Source organism: Gemmatimonas groenlandica (genome assembly GCF_013004105.1).
GTDB classification, from domain to species: Bacteria; Gemmatimonadota; Gemmatimonadetes; order Gemmatimonadales; family Gemmatimonadaceae; genus Gemmatimonas; species Gemmatimonas groenlandica.
Genome location: NZ_CP053085.1, coordinates 4,978,460 through 4,994,343 on the forward strand (window position 1 = coordinate 4,978,460; position 15,884 = coordinate 4,994,343).

The 15,884-nt window shown below is 64.1% G+C and carries 8 protein-coding genes; 7 read left to right on the forward strand and 1 reads right to left on the reverse strand.

Annotated features, from left to right (window positions below; genetic code table 11):
- The first annotated feature begins 396 nt into the window (after positions 1–396).
- On the forward strand, positions 397–657 hold the full coding sequence (locus HKW67_RS21445) for a hypothetical protein (protein ID WP_171227343.1): 261 nt from the start codon (positions 397–399) through the stop codon (positions 655–657).
- A 71-nt stretch (positions 658–728) separates the two neighbouring features.
- Here the strand turns inward: HKW67_RS21445 and HKW67_RS21450 are convergent, their stop codons facing one another.
- Complete coding sequence (locus HKW67_RS21450) at positions 729–1,736, reverse strand: serine hydrolase (RefSeq protein WP_171227344.1); 1,008 nt, start codon at positions 1,734–1,736, stop codon at positions 729–731.
- A gap of 229 nt (positions 1,737–1,965) precedes the next feature.
- Between HKW67_RS21450 and HKW67_RS21455 the strand changes: the two genes are divergently transcribed.
- The 6 genes from HKW67_RS21455 (at position 1,966) to HKW67_RS21480 (ending at position 15,870) form a co-directional block, all read left to right on the forward strand.
- On the forward strand, positions 1,966–4,377 hold the full coding sequence (locus HKW67_RS21455; RefSeq protein WP_171227345.1) for a serine/threonine-protein kinase: 2,412 nt from the start codon (positions 1,966–1,968) through the stop codon (positions 4,375–4,377).
- A complete protein-coding gene (locus tag HKW67_RS21460) occupies positions 4,374–7,040 on the forward strand; it encodes a protein kinase domain-containing protein (protein ID WP_171227346.1) in 2,667 nt (888 codons plus the stop codon). The genes HKW67_RS21455 and HKW67_RS21460 overlap by 4 nt, the downstream gene beginning before the upstream one ends.
- The gene (locus HKW67_RS21465; protein WP_171227347.1) at positions 7,037–9,979 is read left to right on the forward strand and encodes a serine/threonine-protein kinase; all 2,943 of its coding nucleotides are present in this window, start codon (positions 7,037–7,039) and stop codon (positions 9,977–9,979) included. Before HKW67_RS21460 ends, HKW67_RS21465 begins: the two co-directional genes overlap by 4 nt.
- A gap of 3 nt (positions 9,980–9,982) precedes the next feature.
- The gene (locus tag HKW67_RS21470) at positions 9,983–12,598 is read left to right on the forward strand and encodes a protein kinase domain-containing protein (protein ID WP_171227348.1); all 2,616 of its coding nucleotides are present in this window, start codon (positions 9,983–9,985) and stop codon (positions 12,596–12,598) included.
- Positions 12,599–12,618: 20 nt separating this feature from the next.
- A complete protein-coding gene (locus tag HKW67_RS21475; RefSeq protein ID WP_171227349.1) occupies positions 12,619–15,210 on the forward strand; it encodes a protein kinase domain-containing protein in 2,592 nt (863 codons plus the stop codon).
- A 225-nt stretch (positions 15,211–15,435) separates the two neighbouring features.
- A complete protein-coding gene (locus HKW67_RS21480; RefSeq protein WP_206044530.1) occupies positions 15,436–15,870 on the forward strand; it encodes a PIN domain-containing protein in 435 nt (144 codons plus the stop codon).
- Positions 15,871–15,884: the final 14 nt, after the last annotated feature.

A 15,884-nucleotide genomic window follows, 5' to 3' on the forward strand; every position in this document is an offset into this window, starting at 1 on the left:
CCGGACAGGCTCTCTATCTATAAGAAAGACAACGGGTTAGCCGCGGCGGTATGCTGGATGTCGAGCATTCGCGAGGGCGATCGGCCCACGCAACGCGGTCCGCGGCACTCCTTTTTGAGCAACGTCCAGAGAGTGCAATCGTCATGCCGACGCGTGTCTTGCGCGTAGAGCCATCCGACGGACTGGCCGCTGGCTACGGCGCCTGCGCGCTGGCAACCCCTGGTCGCAACGCGGAAGCGGATTCACTGCTCAGTCGCTCGCTGCAGCTGAACCCGGAGAACCCGTTCGTCAACATGTTTCGTGGATTGATCTTTCTCAGGCAGAGGCGCACGGCGGAGGCTCGCCCCTTCTTCGTGAGGAGTGGGAATTTCGGACGGGCCTTGGTCGCGATGATAGATGCACATGTCGGCCAACGTGAAGCCGCCGTGCCGGTCGCGTAAGCCCTCGAAGGAGCGCGCGACCCGTTACGTGCCCGCCGACTTCATCGGAGCGATCTATGCGGAGCTTGGCGACACGAATACCGCGCTCGAATGGGTCGCGAAGGCCATCGAGGAGCGATCAGCCAACATGCCTGCAACCGACCTCCCATACTTGAACGCGCTGGCCGGGAACGCGCGCTTTCAAGCGCTTACGCGTACGCGAAAGGTGTTGCGATGACGAGTGAAGTCCACCGCGATCAAAGTGCAATGCGTAGGGTGGGGATGTTCAGTGCTCGCGCGACGCTCACGTCACCACCTGTTCACCAGCAGCTCGGCCAAGCGGCCAATGGTGAGTTCCAGCTGCCCGAAATCGCCTCGGTTCGCATTGGTGTACACGCTGATGAACAGCGGTCCCCCGGGGTACTCGATGACGCCGACGTCGCTCCCGGATGTCGGGGGAAAATCGCCGGTCTTGTGGGCGATCCGCACGTCGGAACGGTAGCGCAAGGTGGCCGGCAATCGGCTCGTGTAGAATTGTCCGAACAGGTGCCCCATCATGGATGCACTGCTGGCTTTGCTCGCGTACCGCGCCGTGTAGATACCCTCGAGCAGCGTCGTCATCTCGCGGGCGGTTGTGCGTCCGAGCCACCTCGTCGAATCGACGGCCGCTTCGAAGCGCTTGGCGGCGGCCACTGGCCCGCTCAACCCTGGCGCCCGAAAGATTTCTGCATCACTCAGCGATGCACGCTCCGGCGCGATGGCCACCGCAACATTGCGATAGAACTGCGACAGCGTGAGAACTAACCGTGTTTCACGAAACCCCAGCTCACGCAACATTCCATTGATGCGATCGAAGCCCAGTTTGACGATCAACGCTTCCGTCGCCGTGTTATCGCTCGTGATGATCATCTGATCGACGAGATCGCGATACGTGACCGTCATGCCGGGCGAGAAGCGCTTGAGCATCCCCGTTCCTCCCCGCCGATCTTCTTCGCGCAGGGTGATGCGCTCCTCGAGATTGAGTCGCCCGGCCTCCGCATCGCGATAGGCCAGCAGCATGATCGCAATCTTGATCGTGCTCATGGTGTTCATCGGAAGGTCGGCACGCACCTCCACCGTCCGCCCGGTCGCCGGATGCACCGCATACATGCTGCTGGTTGCCAGGAGCAGGTCGAGCATGCGCTGCACTTCGACAGTGGCGGCACTGTCAGCGCGGCGTGCCACGGGCTGCGCCGGCAGGACCTTCGCGCCCAACAACGCGAATGCGGCGACGACGAATGAACCGAGGAAATGCCCGCGGGCGCGTGCGGCAGTCATATGAAGATTCATAAATGTGGAAAGTGCGCACTGGCCCGTGCCATGCAGCCTACGGACAAGGCGGTGAATGTACGCTACGCCCTCGGTGGTCGCTTGGTGACGCGTCGTAGCGTGAAGAAGCACCACGTCCCATATTGGCTACGCCGGAATCAATGCGCCGGCCGCCCGGCGCTCGCTGGCTTCCAGTCGGAACCCGCACACTCGCCATGCGGACTTTCACCGACACCATGTGACAGACGCCCTACGCGAGCGCCTCCAGCAGGCGCTCGGCACCAGCCATACGATCGATCGTGAGCTGGGCGGCGGCGGCATGAGCCGTGTCTTTGTGGCCACCGAACACGCCTTTGGCCGCTCCGTCGTGGTGAAGGTGTTGCCGAGTGACGCTGCGGCTCAGGTCTCGCTCGAGCGCTTCACGCGCGAGATTCAGGTCGCCGCGCGCCTGCAGCATCCGCACATCGTGCCGCTCTTGTCCGCGGGCGACGCGGATGGGGTGCCGTACTTCACCATGCCCTTCGTGGAAGGCGAATCGCTGCGGGCGCGTCTCGATCAGCGCGGCGAGCTGCCGGTGAACGAAGCAGTGCGACTCCTGCGCGAGGTGGCGTCAGCGCTTGGCTACGCCCACGACCGCGGCATCGTGCATCGCGATATCAAGCCCGACAACGTGCTTGTGTCGGCGGGCAGCGCCATGGTCACAGACTTCGGCGTAGCGAAGGCGCTCAGCGCCTCCAGCGACACCGGCGCGGGCATGGTCACGTCGCTCGGCGTCGCCCTCGGCACGCCGGCGTACATGGCACCAGAGCAGGCGAGTGCTGATCCCAATGTAGACCATCGCGCCGACCTATATGCCTTCGGCGCCATGGCGTACGAACTGTTGTCGGGACAACCGCCGTTCACCGGTCGGTCGGCCCAAGGGCTGCTGGCTGCGCATGTCACGGAGGCGCCCGAATCACTTGGGCGGCGAAGGGCGGCGCTTCCGCCGGCGCTCGTGGCGCTGGTGATGCGCTGCCTCGAGAAGCGACCCGCTGACCGGCCGCAATCGGCGTTGGAGATTGTGCGGGCGCTGGACGACATCGCGTCGCCGAGTGGCGGAATCGCGCCGACGATGGCACATGGTCCCGCGCCGAGCGCGACGGCGACGGCGGCTCCGGTGGTCGCGCGCCGTCGGCTCCTGCCGGCGATCGTCGCCCTCACCGTACTCGTGCTCGCCGCGGCGGTCTGGCAGTTCCGTGGCGCGGGTGCGGCGGCCGTAGGTACGTCTACGAAAGGCGACGCCGCTCTTGCGAAGTCCGTGGCGGTGCTCACGCTCGTCAACGCTGCCGGCGACACCGCGAACGCGTACTTCGCGCAGGGGATGACGGACGAGGTGACAGTCGCACTCGCCCGCGTGCCGGGGCTGCGGGTGGCGTCGCGCAACTCGGCACTGTCGATCGATGTCACGAAGCCAGTCGATGTGCGCGATGTCGCCGAGCGACTCAACGTCGGGACCGTGCTCGAAGGGCAGATGCGTCGCAGCGGCACGCAGTTCCGTGTCACAATGCAGCTCACGAATGCGGCTGACGGTCTGTCGCTCTGGAGCGGCACATTTGACGGCGACATGAAGGACATGTTTGCCGTGCAGGAGCGCATCGCGCGCGCGATCGCCGAGGCACTGCGTGTGCAATTGACGGGGGATTTTCGCGTCGCCGGTGGCACGGCCAATGTGGACGCACACGATCTGGTGCTCCGCGCGCAGTTTCTTTCCGACGAATACACGCAAGCATCGCTCCGCGAAGCGATCGCGCTGTTTGAACGCGCCACGCAGCTGGACGAACAGTACGTCGATGCGTGGGCCGGGCTGGCGCAGGCGTGGTTCTACATGGGCGACGACTACATGCCCGCAAAGGATGCCGTGGTTCCCGGTCGTGTCGCGCTCGCGCGGGCACTGGCACTCGATTCGCTCAATCCTTCTGTGTTGGTCAGTCTTGGCACGGATCAGTACTACTACCGGCGGCAACGCCCGCAAGGCATCGCCACCCTTAGGCGTGCACTCGCGATCGACTCTCTCAATGAGAGCGCGATGATCTTTCTCGCACTTATGCTGCGGGAGTCAAAGCAGGGAAAGGAAGCGGCCGAACTGACGCTGCGGCTTGATCGGCGCAATCCATCGTCGAGACTTCGTTTTCGCTACATGACGCTGAATCGCGCGCTGGTGGAGGCCGGGTACGTTCACGCCGCGGAGGAGGTGTGCCGCCGTGCGCGCGACGTGGACCAGCAGCGCTACGGTCCGTGTAGCCACTGGTTGCTGCGATATCAGAACAAGCTCGCTGAGGCGTTGGTCGCCTGTCGTGCCTTTACGCCACCACCGTCCATCTGCGGTGCGCAGATCCTCGGCAAGCTCGGGCGGCAAGTCGAGGCCAGTGCTGAAGCGCTGCTGCTCGAGGCCCGATTGCTTCAGCGCGCAGCGAAAACCGGGTACACCGACCCGTGGCAGTTGGCGTTGACATGGGCCAATGTGGGCGACCGCGAGCGCGCGATGCGCTGGTTGTTGGTAACGGAGCACGACGTAAACGGCGCACTACGTCCTGAGATCATGTCCGAATTCGCGTTTATGAACGGCTATCCGCCGTTCGAGGCGCTGCGTCGGCGTGTGGGTGCGCTATGAGCGATGTGCTGAACCGTCTCACCACCGCCCTTGCCGACCGCTACCGCGTCGACCGCGAACTCGGCGCTGGCGGCATGGCCACCGTGTACCTCGCGCACGACCTCAAGCACGAGCGCGACGTGGCGATAAAGGTGCTGCATCCCGACCTGGGAGCGGCCTTGGGCGCCGAGCGGTTCCTGAGTGAGATCAAGACGACCGCCAAACTACAGCATCCGCACATTCTACCGCTGCTGGACTCCGGCGCGGCCGACGGCCTGCTGTACTACGTCATGCCGTACGTGCGTGGCGAAACGCTGCGCGCGCGCCTCGATCGAGAACGTCAACTGCCGCTCGATGACGCCCTGCTCATCGCGCGCGAAGTCGCCGATGCGCTCGGTGCCGCGCATGAGCTGGGCATTGTGCATCGCGACATCAAGCCGGAGAACATCCTGCTGCAGGGCGGGCACGCGCTGGTCGCCGATTTCGGTATCGCCCTCGCCGTCCAAAGCGCCGGCGGCGCCCGCATGACGCAAACGGGGCTCTCCCTCGGTACGCCGCAGTACATGAGCCCCGAGCAGGCCATGGGGGAGCGCGCCATTGATGCGCGCACCGACATCTATGCGTTGGGGGCCGTGACGTACGAAATGCTGACAGGCGACGCGCCGTTCACCGGGAGCAGCCTGCAGGCCATTGTCGCGAAGGTGCTCACCGAACGCCCCACCTCCATGCTGACGGTGCGCGATACCATCGCGCCCCATGTCGAACGTGCCGTCATGGATGCGCTGGCAAAGCTTCCGGCCGATCGTCCGCCTAGCGCGCGAGCGTTCGCGGACCGGCTGCGCACGGCCAGCGCCGACCCAACAGAAAGCGACACAACAACGAATCGCAGCGAGCAGACCGCCCACCCTCGCGATCGTCGCTTTGGCTTCGGAGCGCTCGCTGTCGCCGCCGGCGTCACGGCGCTCCTCACGCTCGCACCGTGGCCGTGGACGCGCCCCTCGACTGTGCCTCCTGTATCCCCGCTCGCCGCGCGCTTCACCATTCTCGGCCCGCCGGCGACCGCCGTGGTCGGTCAGCAGGATGCTGTGACACCCGATGGACGGGTTGTCGTGTTCGCCGCGAGAGGTGCCGATAGCGTGCGGCGTCTCTATGCACGAGAGCTTACGGATATCACGCCGCGACTTATTGAAGGCACCGAGCGAGCGCGGGATATGGCCATATCGCCGTCGGGAGAGTGGCTGGCGTTCTTGAGGGATAATGAACTCTACAAGACCCGACTAGCTGGTGGTTCGCCTGTCCTGCTGTCCCGGTTCGCCACCTCGCAAGGTTCTGGTCTGGCATGGGCCGACAGTCTGCGCATCGTCCTGTCTTTCGACGGACGAATCGCGGTCGTGTCAGCGAATGGGGGAACGCCGGAACTGGTCGCCGTGCCCGACACGGTTGCCAAGTGGAGTCTCATTCTTCCGCACGTTCTCGAAGACGGCAAGACGATGCTCGCGGTGCATTGGAACGGCACGGCCGCCATTTCATCGATTGTCTCGATGGACCTCACGAACGGTCAGACTACCGATCTCGGAGTCGCGGGTACGATGCCGCTCGGCGTCGTAGACCAGCATCTCGTCTACTGCGCACCGGATGGGTCCCTCGCCGTTGCACCGTACGCGCCAACCGGAGCGAGTGCAAGCACGCGACCGGTGCAACTGCTCGCCGATGTGCGTGTCTCGTCGAATCGCTGCACGGTGGCAATCTCGCGCACCGGTGTCATGGTGTCTCGCACGCGTACGGTCAGTAGCAATTTGATGCTCGGCGATGAAAGGGACGCCAAGGAGGTCTTGCGCGCAGACAAGAGTGCAATTGCCGCTGCTCGCTTTTCACCTGACCTCGGCCTGATCGCGTACCACGTCACCACAACGGACGGGTCCACCAGCATCCAGATCTACGACCGCTCCCTCAACACCTCACGACGGCTCAATACACCGGAGGGAGACGTCGTATTTCTCGGGTGGACACCCGACGGCAAGCGCGTGTTGTTCCGCCACTTGAGCGCGTCGACGCCCAATGGTGAAGTGTGGTGGCAATCGGTGGACGGCGGACCCGCCGAGACGCTGCTCACGGTGGCTGGCCAGAGAATCGTGGACGCGGCACTGACACCGGATGGCCGCCACTTGGTGTATCAGATGCGAAGTGCAGCGACGTCTCAGCTTTTGGTGCGGGAGTTTAAGAGCCGGGCATCTCCTCGCCCATTGGCGCACAGCGCGGCGCGCGACGAAGCGCCCTCTATCTCACCAAACGGTCAGTGGGTGGCGTTCGTCAGCGATGAATCTGGTGCTCGTGAGGTGTATGTCGTGCCGCTTGCCGGCGGCAGTCGCTCCCGCATCTCCCTGACTGGGGGTATCGAGCCCCTCTGGTCGCGCGATGGTCGCGTGCTCTACTATCGAAGCGGTAACGTATTGATCGCCGCGAGATTCGCGAATGACGCGGCGCTGGCGCTCTCGTCACGGGACACTGTCATGCGACGGAGCATCGTGAGTTATGGGAGCCGCGCCAACTACGACGTCGCGCCCGACGGTCGCATTCTGTTTGTCGAAAGCCGCAATCTGTATGAGGGGGAGCTTGTGGTGGAACTCGATTGGTTTGCCAGACTTCGAGGGCTCGTCGCTGGTGATGAGGGGAAGCGCGAGTGAGCCGATCCAACGAGCTGGGTGAGCATACGGGCCCGAGCTTCAACACGGCCCTGCAGTCTGCCGTCGGCACCAGCTACCGCCTCATCCGCGATCTTGGCGGCGGTGGAATGAGTCGAGTATTCCTGGCAGAAGAGGTCGCCCTCGGCCGCAAGGTCGTCATCAAGGTGCTCCCGCCGGACATGGCGGCGGCGGTGAGTGCCGAACGGTTCCGCCGTGAGATCCGATTGGCGGCACAGTTGCAGCACCCGACCATCGTGCCGGTGCTCACGGCCGATGCATCGAACGAACTGCTTTGGTACTCCATGCCCTTCGTGGAGGGCGATACGCTGCGGGTGCGGCTTGCACGCGACGGCGCGCTGCCGGTGGCTGATGCAGTGCGCATCTGGCGTGACGTGCTGGAGGCGCTTGAGGCGGCGCACGCACATTCAGTTGTGCACCGCGATGTGAAGCCGGAGAATATTCTGCTCAATGGCCGTCGCGCGCTGGTAATGGACTTCGGTGTGGCGAAAGCGGTGACGGCGTCGACGCGTGAGTCGGAACGCGGTGCCACCATGACATCGGCAGGGCTGGCCATTGGTACACCGGCGTACATGGCGCCAGAGCAAGCAGCGGCCGAAGACAGCGTGGATGGCCGTGCCGATCTGTATGCCGCAGGGCTCGTGTGCTATGAGATGCTCGCCGGGCGTGGACCATTCGACGCCACGTCATCGTCGGCGATGATTGCGGCGCATATTGCCACCCCTGCTCCCGAGTTGCGTACGTGGCGTCCCGATGTTCCCGCCGAGCTGGCGTGCTTGGTCATGCACTGTCTCGCCAAGGCGCCGGCCGACAGACCGGCGACCGCGACGGCGTTGTTGCGCGCACTCGATGGCTTGGAGCTGACGCAGTCGGGTAACGTGATGCCGCCGGCGGTTGGTGATACGAAGCGTTCGTCACTGCGCGCGATGCTGATGGCCGGTTCCGCGCTGCTCGTCTTTGCTACGGGCGTGGTCGCACTGATGAATCGGCGAGGACCGACGACGCCGAGCATTTCCACCTCCAAGGAGCTCGCCAATAGCGAGCGACTGGCAGTGTATTTCGTACCCGTAGTACACGACCCGGCCGACAGCGTGGTGGCAGGAAATCTGTCGGCAGCGCAGCTCACTGAACTGGCTACCGATGCTCGGCTGTGGACATTCGGCGACGAGCGCATTGCGTCGCTGGCGCGGGATATCGGATTTCGTGAATCGCCGCCACTGCGCGATTCGGTCATCGCGCTCGCACGTGATCTGGGTGCCCATCTGTATCTGCTGCGGTCGGTGGCTCGTGTTGGCGATGGGTATGTGCTGTCTACCGAAGCACGAACCACGCAGGGAGACAGCACCATTGCGCGCTTTGAGCAGAGCGCCGCGGGAGCAACCGAACTGTCGACCGCCACAGCTGCTGTTGCACAGCGCACCAAAGCGTTCATCACGGCCGCTATTGGTCGCGTAGAAGCACCACAACCCACGGGGCGCGTCCTGGGCACGAACGCAGAGGCGGCGCGACTGTGGTTGGAGGCGACCGATGACTTTCGCACGCGACGATATTTCGAGGCGATAAATCGGTTACGAACAGCCGTGCGTACTGACAGTCAGTTTGCCTTCGGCTGGGGCTGGCGTGGAGCGATGGCGTTCAACATTGATCAGAACGCAGAGCTTGATGTCTACTTGGACGAATCGCTGCGTAGCTTCGACGAAGCGAGTCGACTTCAATCGCGAATTCCGTCTGCCGAGGGGCGCGCAAGCGCCGTTGGCGTGGGGGCAATGCATGCGGGCGATTACGCGACGGCGACAAAGGCTCTGACGCAAGCACTGTCGCTGGCCAGCCCCATACGCGTGCACGTTGTACGCAATAGCCTTGCCCGTGCGTATGAGCTTCAGGGGGAACTGGCACTCTCAGACCGATTGTTCCGCGAGAATCTGGCCGACGAACTGCGGGCACGTTCGGTGTCCGGCTATTCGGTCATTGCGCCGCTGGAGCAAGGACAACTTGCATTAGCGCGGAGCAATCTCGCTCGCATAGAAAGCGTACTGGGGAAATCGCACCCCGTTTCAACCCGGGTTCGAATGGCTCTGTATATCGGAATCCGCCGCCCTGATTCCGTGCTGTTGGTTTCAGAGCAGATGCTCGCTAGTGCGGCAAACGACAACGATCGACTGACTGCCGCACGGTACAGGCGTTCTGCCTTCGCGATTTCCGGTAAGCTGGATAGTACCTTTGGCGTAGAGCAAATGCGCCGCACGATTACGCGCGCCACAGGCGCTCCAGCTGGCGTCGTGGGCAGCGCTGCCGATGAGGCGATTCTGCGAGTGGAGCTACTGGGTGATACAGTCACCGCGCGCGCATTGCTCGATGACGCGCTGGCGGAAGCTCGCTGGGAAAACTTGCCAGTGCTGAACCGGAACTATCCGAGCCTCATCGCCGCCCGTCTGTCGCTCGGGCAAGTGGCCGAGGCGAAACGGTTGGCAACAGACTGGAATACCGCTATTCCCGATCGCTATCGAAAGCGGTTTGGTCCGCAGGTCGCCACGGCCCGGGGCGAAATTGCCATCGCCGAGCGACGCGGAGCCGATGCTATTCGTGAGTTCACCGCGGGCGCAGATCCCTATTGCCGCGCCTGCACCACGGGAGATCTGGCTCGCGCCTATGATCTCGCGGGTCGCGCCGACTCGGCAGTCATGTACTACGAGCGCTACGTCATGTCGACGTCGCAACGCGCGAGTCGACATCACATGCGTCATCTGGCGCGCGCGTACCGGCGTCTTGGTGAACTGTACGAAGCCCGTGGAGACAGCAAGCGTGCGGTTCAGCGCTACGGGGACTTTGTAGAGCTGTGGAAGCACGCTGATCGGGCCTTACAGCCGGTCGTGCAGAATGCACGTGACCGAATTGCGAAACTATCAGAGAAGCGCGGTTAACGAATGACAGACTTTGAGCGCTTCTCGGCGGCTATTGCAGAGCGGTATGTGGTAGAGCGTGAGCTTGGCCGAGGCGGCATGGCCACCGTGTACCTCGCGCACGACCTCAAGCACGAGCGCGATGTCGCCATCAAAGTGCTGCACCCGGACCTCGGCGCGGCGTTGGGCGCCGAGCGGTTCCTGAGTGAAATCAAGACGACGGCCAAGCTGCAGCATCCGCACATTCTGCCGCTGCTGGATTCCGGCGCGGCGGATGGGTTGTTGTACTACGTGATGCCGTTTGTGCGAGGCGAAACGCTGCGTGCGCTGCTGGAGCGCGAGAAGCAGCTCCCAATTCCTGACGCGCTGCGCATCGCTCGTGAAGTCGCGAGCGCCCTCGAGCACGCGCACAAGCAGGGGATCATCCACCGCGACATCAAGCCGGAGAACATTCTCCTGCAAGACGGCGCGGCGGTGGTCGCCGACTTCGGCATCGCCCTCGCCGTGCAGCACGCGGGCGGTGCGCGCATGACGCAAACCGGCCTCTCGCTCGGCACGCCGCAGTACATGAGCCCCGAGCAGGCGATGGGCGAGCGCGCCATCGATGCGCGCACGGATGTGTTCGCGCTGGGCGCCGTCACGTACGAAATGCTCACCGGCGAGCCACCGTTTACCGGTGCCACGACACAGGCCATTGTGGCCCGGGTTCTCACGGAGCGCCCCGCCTCTCTGCGCACGGTGCGCGATACAGTCCCCGTCGTGGTCGAGCAGGGCGTGATGCAGGCGCTCGCCAAGCTGCCGGCCGATCGGTTTTCCAGCGCTGGCGCCTTCGCGCTCGCGCTGTCGCTGCCAAATGTTCGCGAGACAGTCGGCACTCCCGTCGCGTATGCAACGCGTACTCCGCGCGGCATGGTGACGGCAGGCATCATCGCATGTGCTGTGGTGAGCGCGGCAGCAGGATGGCTGGGCAGGGGAGCGACGTCCTCCGTGGCACCGACCCTGGAAACGCGGTTCACTCTCGACTTTCGGCGTGGGGAAGTCGTCCCGCAGTATATGGTGGGGCGCATTTACGCGTTTTCGCCAGACGGGGCAACGCTGGTGTATGTCGCGGCCGATTCGACTGGACAAACGCAGCTCTATCGTCGGCCGCTGAACGCCGTCAGTGCTTCGCCGATCGAGAATACCGCCGGAGCGCTCAATCCAGCGTTTTCTCCTGATGGTCGCACTATTGCCTTCACTGCCAACGGAGAACTGCGTCGCATTCCCGCTGAGGGTGGTAGCGCAACACGAGTCACGACGTACGCGACGAGTACCGTGCGTGGTATTACCTGGCTCTCCGACCGCGAGTTGGCTTTCGGAGTGTTGGGATCGCGTACGCTCTCAGTCGTGTCGTCTGATGGCGGAGCGGTGCGTCCCTTGGCTAGCGCACCGGAAGGCGTGGACCTGCGGTGGCCCATGGCCGCCGGTGACGGTGAACACGTGCTGTACACGGAGCAGTCGCCCAACGGCGCGACTCACGAACTGTACGTGGTGTCCGCCGCCACAGGTAAGTCAGCAAAAATCGAGGTCGACGCATTACTCGCGCTCGGCGTGTACCGTGGTGAGCTACTCTACGTCTCGTCAGAACAGGAGCTGTTCTCCGTGCCCATCGATCTCGCCACGGGAGCGCTCGGTGGAAAGCCCCGTCGGCTGGCCACGGGACTCGACACCTATCCGGCCGTCAGCATCGCCGACGCCGCACTATCATCGCGCGGTGATCTGGTGTACCGCGAGCGCGTGGATGCTTCTCAGCTCGTGGTCACCAATCGACGAGGAGAGGTCACGGAGCGGGTCACTGACTCAACGCGCCTTCTCTCGCCCCGATTCTCACCCGATGGACGACACGTGGTGATGATGTCGGCGGAGACTGGCACCGCCATCGCGATTCATACCCTCGATCGTTCTTCCGGAATACAGTCCAATCTGACGGCAGATCTGAGGCCCGGTAGACGAACCGCGCCATCGTGGAGCGCTGACGGTGCACGAGTGATGTATGCGGATCTCGGAAAGGGAGGGCGCGGCCCCGTGTGGCGTGCGGCCGATGGCCGAGACACGGAATCTGTACTTCCTTCACCCAAAGGCGTCGGCGTTATCGAGATGTCCCCGGATCGGCGCACCATGATCGGCAAGTTCACGCTTCGCCAAGACGACGACGGTCGTGATCTCTGGTGGTGGACCGTAGCGGATACCACCGCGCACCGCTTCACCACAGGCCCATCGAATGACTACGGACCTCGCTTCTCGCCGAACGGGAAGTGGGTCGCGTATACTGCCGACGTCAACGGCGTGCGTCAGGCATTTGTCGCGGCGTTCCCGGGACCCGGCGGACGCGTGCAGCTAACCCAAGACGGCGCGTTCAGCGTGGTGTGGGCGCCGGATGGGAATGCCGTGTACTACGGGCAGGGAAATCGGATCATGGCATGTGACGTGGCGCTTGGCGCGTCACCGTCGGTGATTCGCACCCGGTCTGTACTCTCTGGTGACTATCTCTTGAGTGAATTCACCTTTGCCTCGTTCGATGTAAGCCGCGACGGTGAGTTCGTGCTCGTGCGCGCACTACGACCACCACATACGGTCGTTGTACGCGGGGCGCTGCAATGACGGTGTACGAGCAGTTGAGGATGGCGCTGGCCGAGCGCTACACGGTCGACCGCGAACTCGGCGCCGGCGGCATGGCCACCGTGTACCTTGCGCACGACCTGAAACACGAGCGCGACGTCGCCATCAAAGTCCTGCATCCCGATCTCGGTGCAGCACTTGGCGCCGATCGGTTCCTCAGCGAGATCAAGACGACGGCGAAGCTGCAGCATCCGCACATCCTGCCGTTGCTCGATTCCGGCGCGGCGGATGGCTTGCTGTACTACGTCATGCCCTATGTGCGCGGAGAGACGCTGCGCGCGCGGCTCGATCGCGAGCGTCAGCTACCACTCGATGACGCGCTGCGCATTGCGCGCGAAGTGGCTGGCGCTCTCGAGCACGCGCATCGCCAAGGCATCATCCACCGCGACATCAAGCCCGAGAACATCCTGCTGCAGGATGGCGCGGCCGTGGTGGCCGATTTCGGCATCGCCCTCGCCGTACAACAGGCCGGCGGCCCGCGCCTCACGCAGACAGGCCTGAGCCTCGGCACGCCGCAGTATATGAGCCCTGAACAGGCCATGGGTGAGCGCACGATCGACGCGCGCAGCGACATCTACGCGCTCGGCGCGGTGACGTACGAAATGCTCGCCGGCGAGCCGCCCTTTACCGGCGCCAGCGTACAGGCAATTGTGGCGAAAGTGTTGAGCGAGCGCCCGGTGTCCCTCGGCACGTTGCGCGATACCGTGCCCCCGTCGCTGAACGATGCGGTCATGCGCGCATTGAGCCGTTCGCCAGCCGATCGCCCCGCGTCGGCCGGGCAGTTTGCGTCTTCCTTGGCAACAGCCACCGACACGCGCTCGGCGGAGCGTTCGGCGCTCCGCACGCCGATGAGGCCGAGCCGATGGCGCGTCGCCACGGGTGTCGTTGCGGCGCTGGCGCTCAGCGGCGCGGCCTATTGGCTCGGTGCGCGGCAGGGTACTGCACCAGTGACATTCAATCGCACGGTGCGACTCACCCTCGACGAAGGCATCGAGACCACCCCCGCGATCTCGCCCGACGGCAAAACGCTGGCGTACTCCTCCAAGCGCGGCGGCACATGGGATGTGTACGTGCAGCGCATTGGTGGACGCACACCCATTGTGATTGCGGGCGATTCCAGCTCCGACGAAGAGTTCCCCACCTTCTCGCCCGATGGTCAGCGCATCGCGTTCTCCCGCGCGAATGGGGTGTTTGTGGTTGAGGCGACCGGGGAGAATGTACGGCGCGTATCGCCACGCGGTTTTGCCTCCAGTTGGTCGCCGAAGGGTGATGCTATTGTGTACGAGACGGAATCGAGCCGCTATCCACTCGCGGTCACGGCCGTCGGGACTTTGGAAATCGTCGACGTGCGGTCAGGTGCGGTGCGCACCGTGGCGACCGGCCCTGATGCGGTGTATCAGCCCGTGTGGTCGCCGTCGGGGGAGCGCCTTGCCATGGTGGTGCTGCGTAATGGCCAACGGGATATCCAGACCGTGCCCGCTAGCGGCGGCACTCCCGTGCGGCTCACCAGTGATGCCGCGATCGATCTCGAGCCGGAGTGGAGCGCCGACGGCCGCTTTGTGTACTACGCGAGTAATCGCGGCGGAACCATGGGCATCTGGCGCATCGGCGTGAACCAACGCTCTGGCGAAGCCACGGGCTCGCCGCAGTTGGTGGCGGCGGGCGCCGAATCCGGCTTTGAGTTTCCGCGCGTGGCGCGTGATGCGGGCAGACTGGTGTTCAGGGCCCGCTCGCTCACGCAGAACCCGGCGGTCGCGGATCTCGACATACGTCAGCGCACGCTGTCGAACGCGCGCCCCCTCAGTAGCCGTGCGGTCACGCTCGCCGTGTCAGACGTCTCGGACGACGGGCGTACCTTGGCGCTGTTCTCCCAAGAGCCTCCCGCGGACCTGTGGATGGTGGACAGCGATGGGCGGAACCTTCGCCAGATCACCACCGATGGCACGAACAATCGATTGCCCCGGTTCACGGCCGATGGACGCCTCGTGTTTTACTCGAACAGAACAGGCACGTATCAGGCTTTTCGCATGAATGCGGATGGCAGTGCGTTGGAGCCGCTCACGGCGATCGCGTACGGGATGATCACGTATCCGCAGCTCACGGCAGATGGACGGACGTTGCTCTTCGCCGATAGTTCGCTCGCTGCAGTAGAGGCGGATGGTCCGTGGCCCGCAACGCGCGCGCAGGTTCGGCGGCTGACCGGAGCGGTCGTCGACGGTGTTCCGATTGCGCCCTCCTCCTATTCTCCAGATGGGCGGTATATCGTCGGGAATCGGAGAGATAGACCCCGGGGCGCTGCACTCGCGGTCTACGATCGTGCGCAACGGCGCGCCTGGGGGCTCGACAGCCTGGCCGTGTCATGGTACCCCGGGTGGCTCCCAGATAGCCGTACACTGTTGGCGGAGTTGCGCGACGGAACATTCGGGCTGCTCGACGTCGTCAGCAACAACGTTCAACGGGTGTCTGGCGCGTTGCCCGGCCATGCTGTGGGGCAACTGGTCGTCGTGTCCCGCGACGGCCGCAAGGTTTTTTACACCGTCCATCGCGAGGAAGCCAATATCTGGATGCTCGAGTCGGTAGACGAGCGGCGATGAGTTGGGCAATCTAGGCGCGCGCGAAGTGTGTTTCGTGGCGCGCCTCCGTGTGCCACGTGCACGGCTACGACGTATATACGTGTATCTCCAAAAACGGGGAGGCTATGACCGTTGCGCGCAGTCGAACCTTTCGTAGCGGGAACAGCGAGGCGCTCCGATGTCGTTCGCGCTGGATACCAACGTAGTGATCCATCTGCGCGACGCGATTCGACGATCACCGAACGCGTGGCAGGATTAGACGGGGCGGTGTTGATGTCGGTTGTTACCCGTGTCGAGCTTGAGGGCGGCGTGTACCGCGATTCGGTCGATGCGCCGATCGCGCGTGCGCGCCTCGATGTGGTCTTGAGCGCGATTCCGGCGCTCGCCTTTGACGATGCGGCGGCCGATGTATACCGCACGATTGTGGAGCGCGCCGGCTACTCCCGCCGCAAGGTGCTCGACCGTATGATCGCGACACGGGCCATCGTGCACCGGGCGACGGTCGTGACGATGAACCCCGACGACTTTGCGGATATAGACAGACTGAGCATGCTCGCGTGGTGCGGGTTAGGCACTGTCTCCGGTCTACGGCTGCAAGGACAACTGCTTCTCGGTCATGAACGAGGTCGCACGTTCCAGTCGTGCGGTGATCGTGTCGAAGTAGCGGCCCGAACTCAGTGAAGGCGTGGAGGACT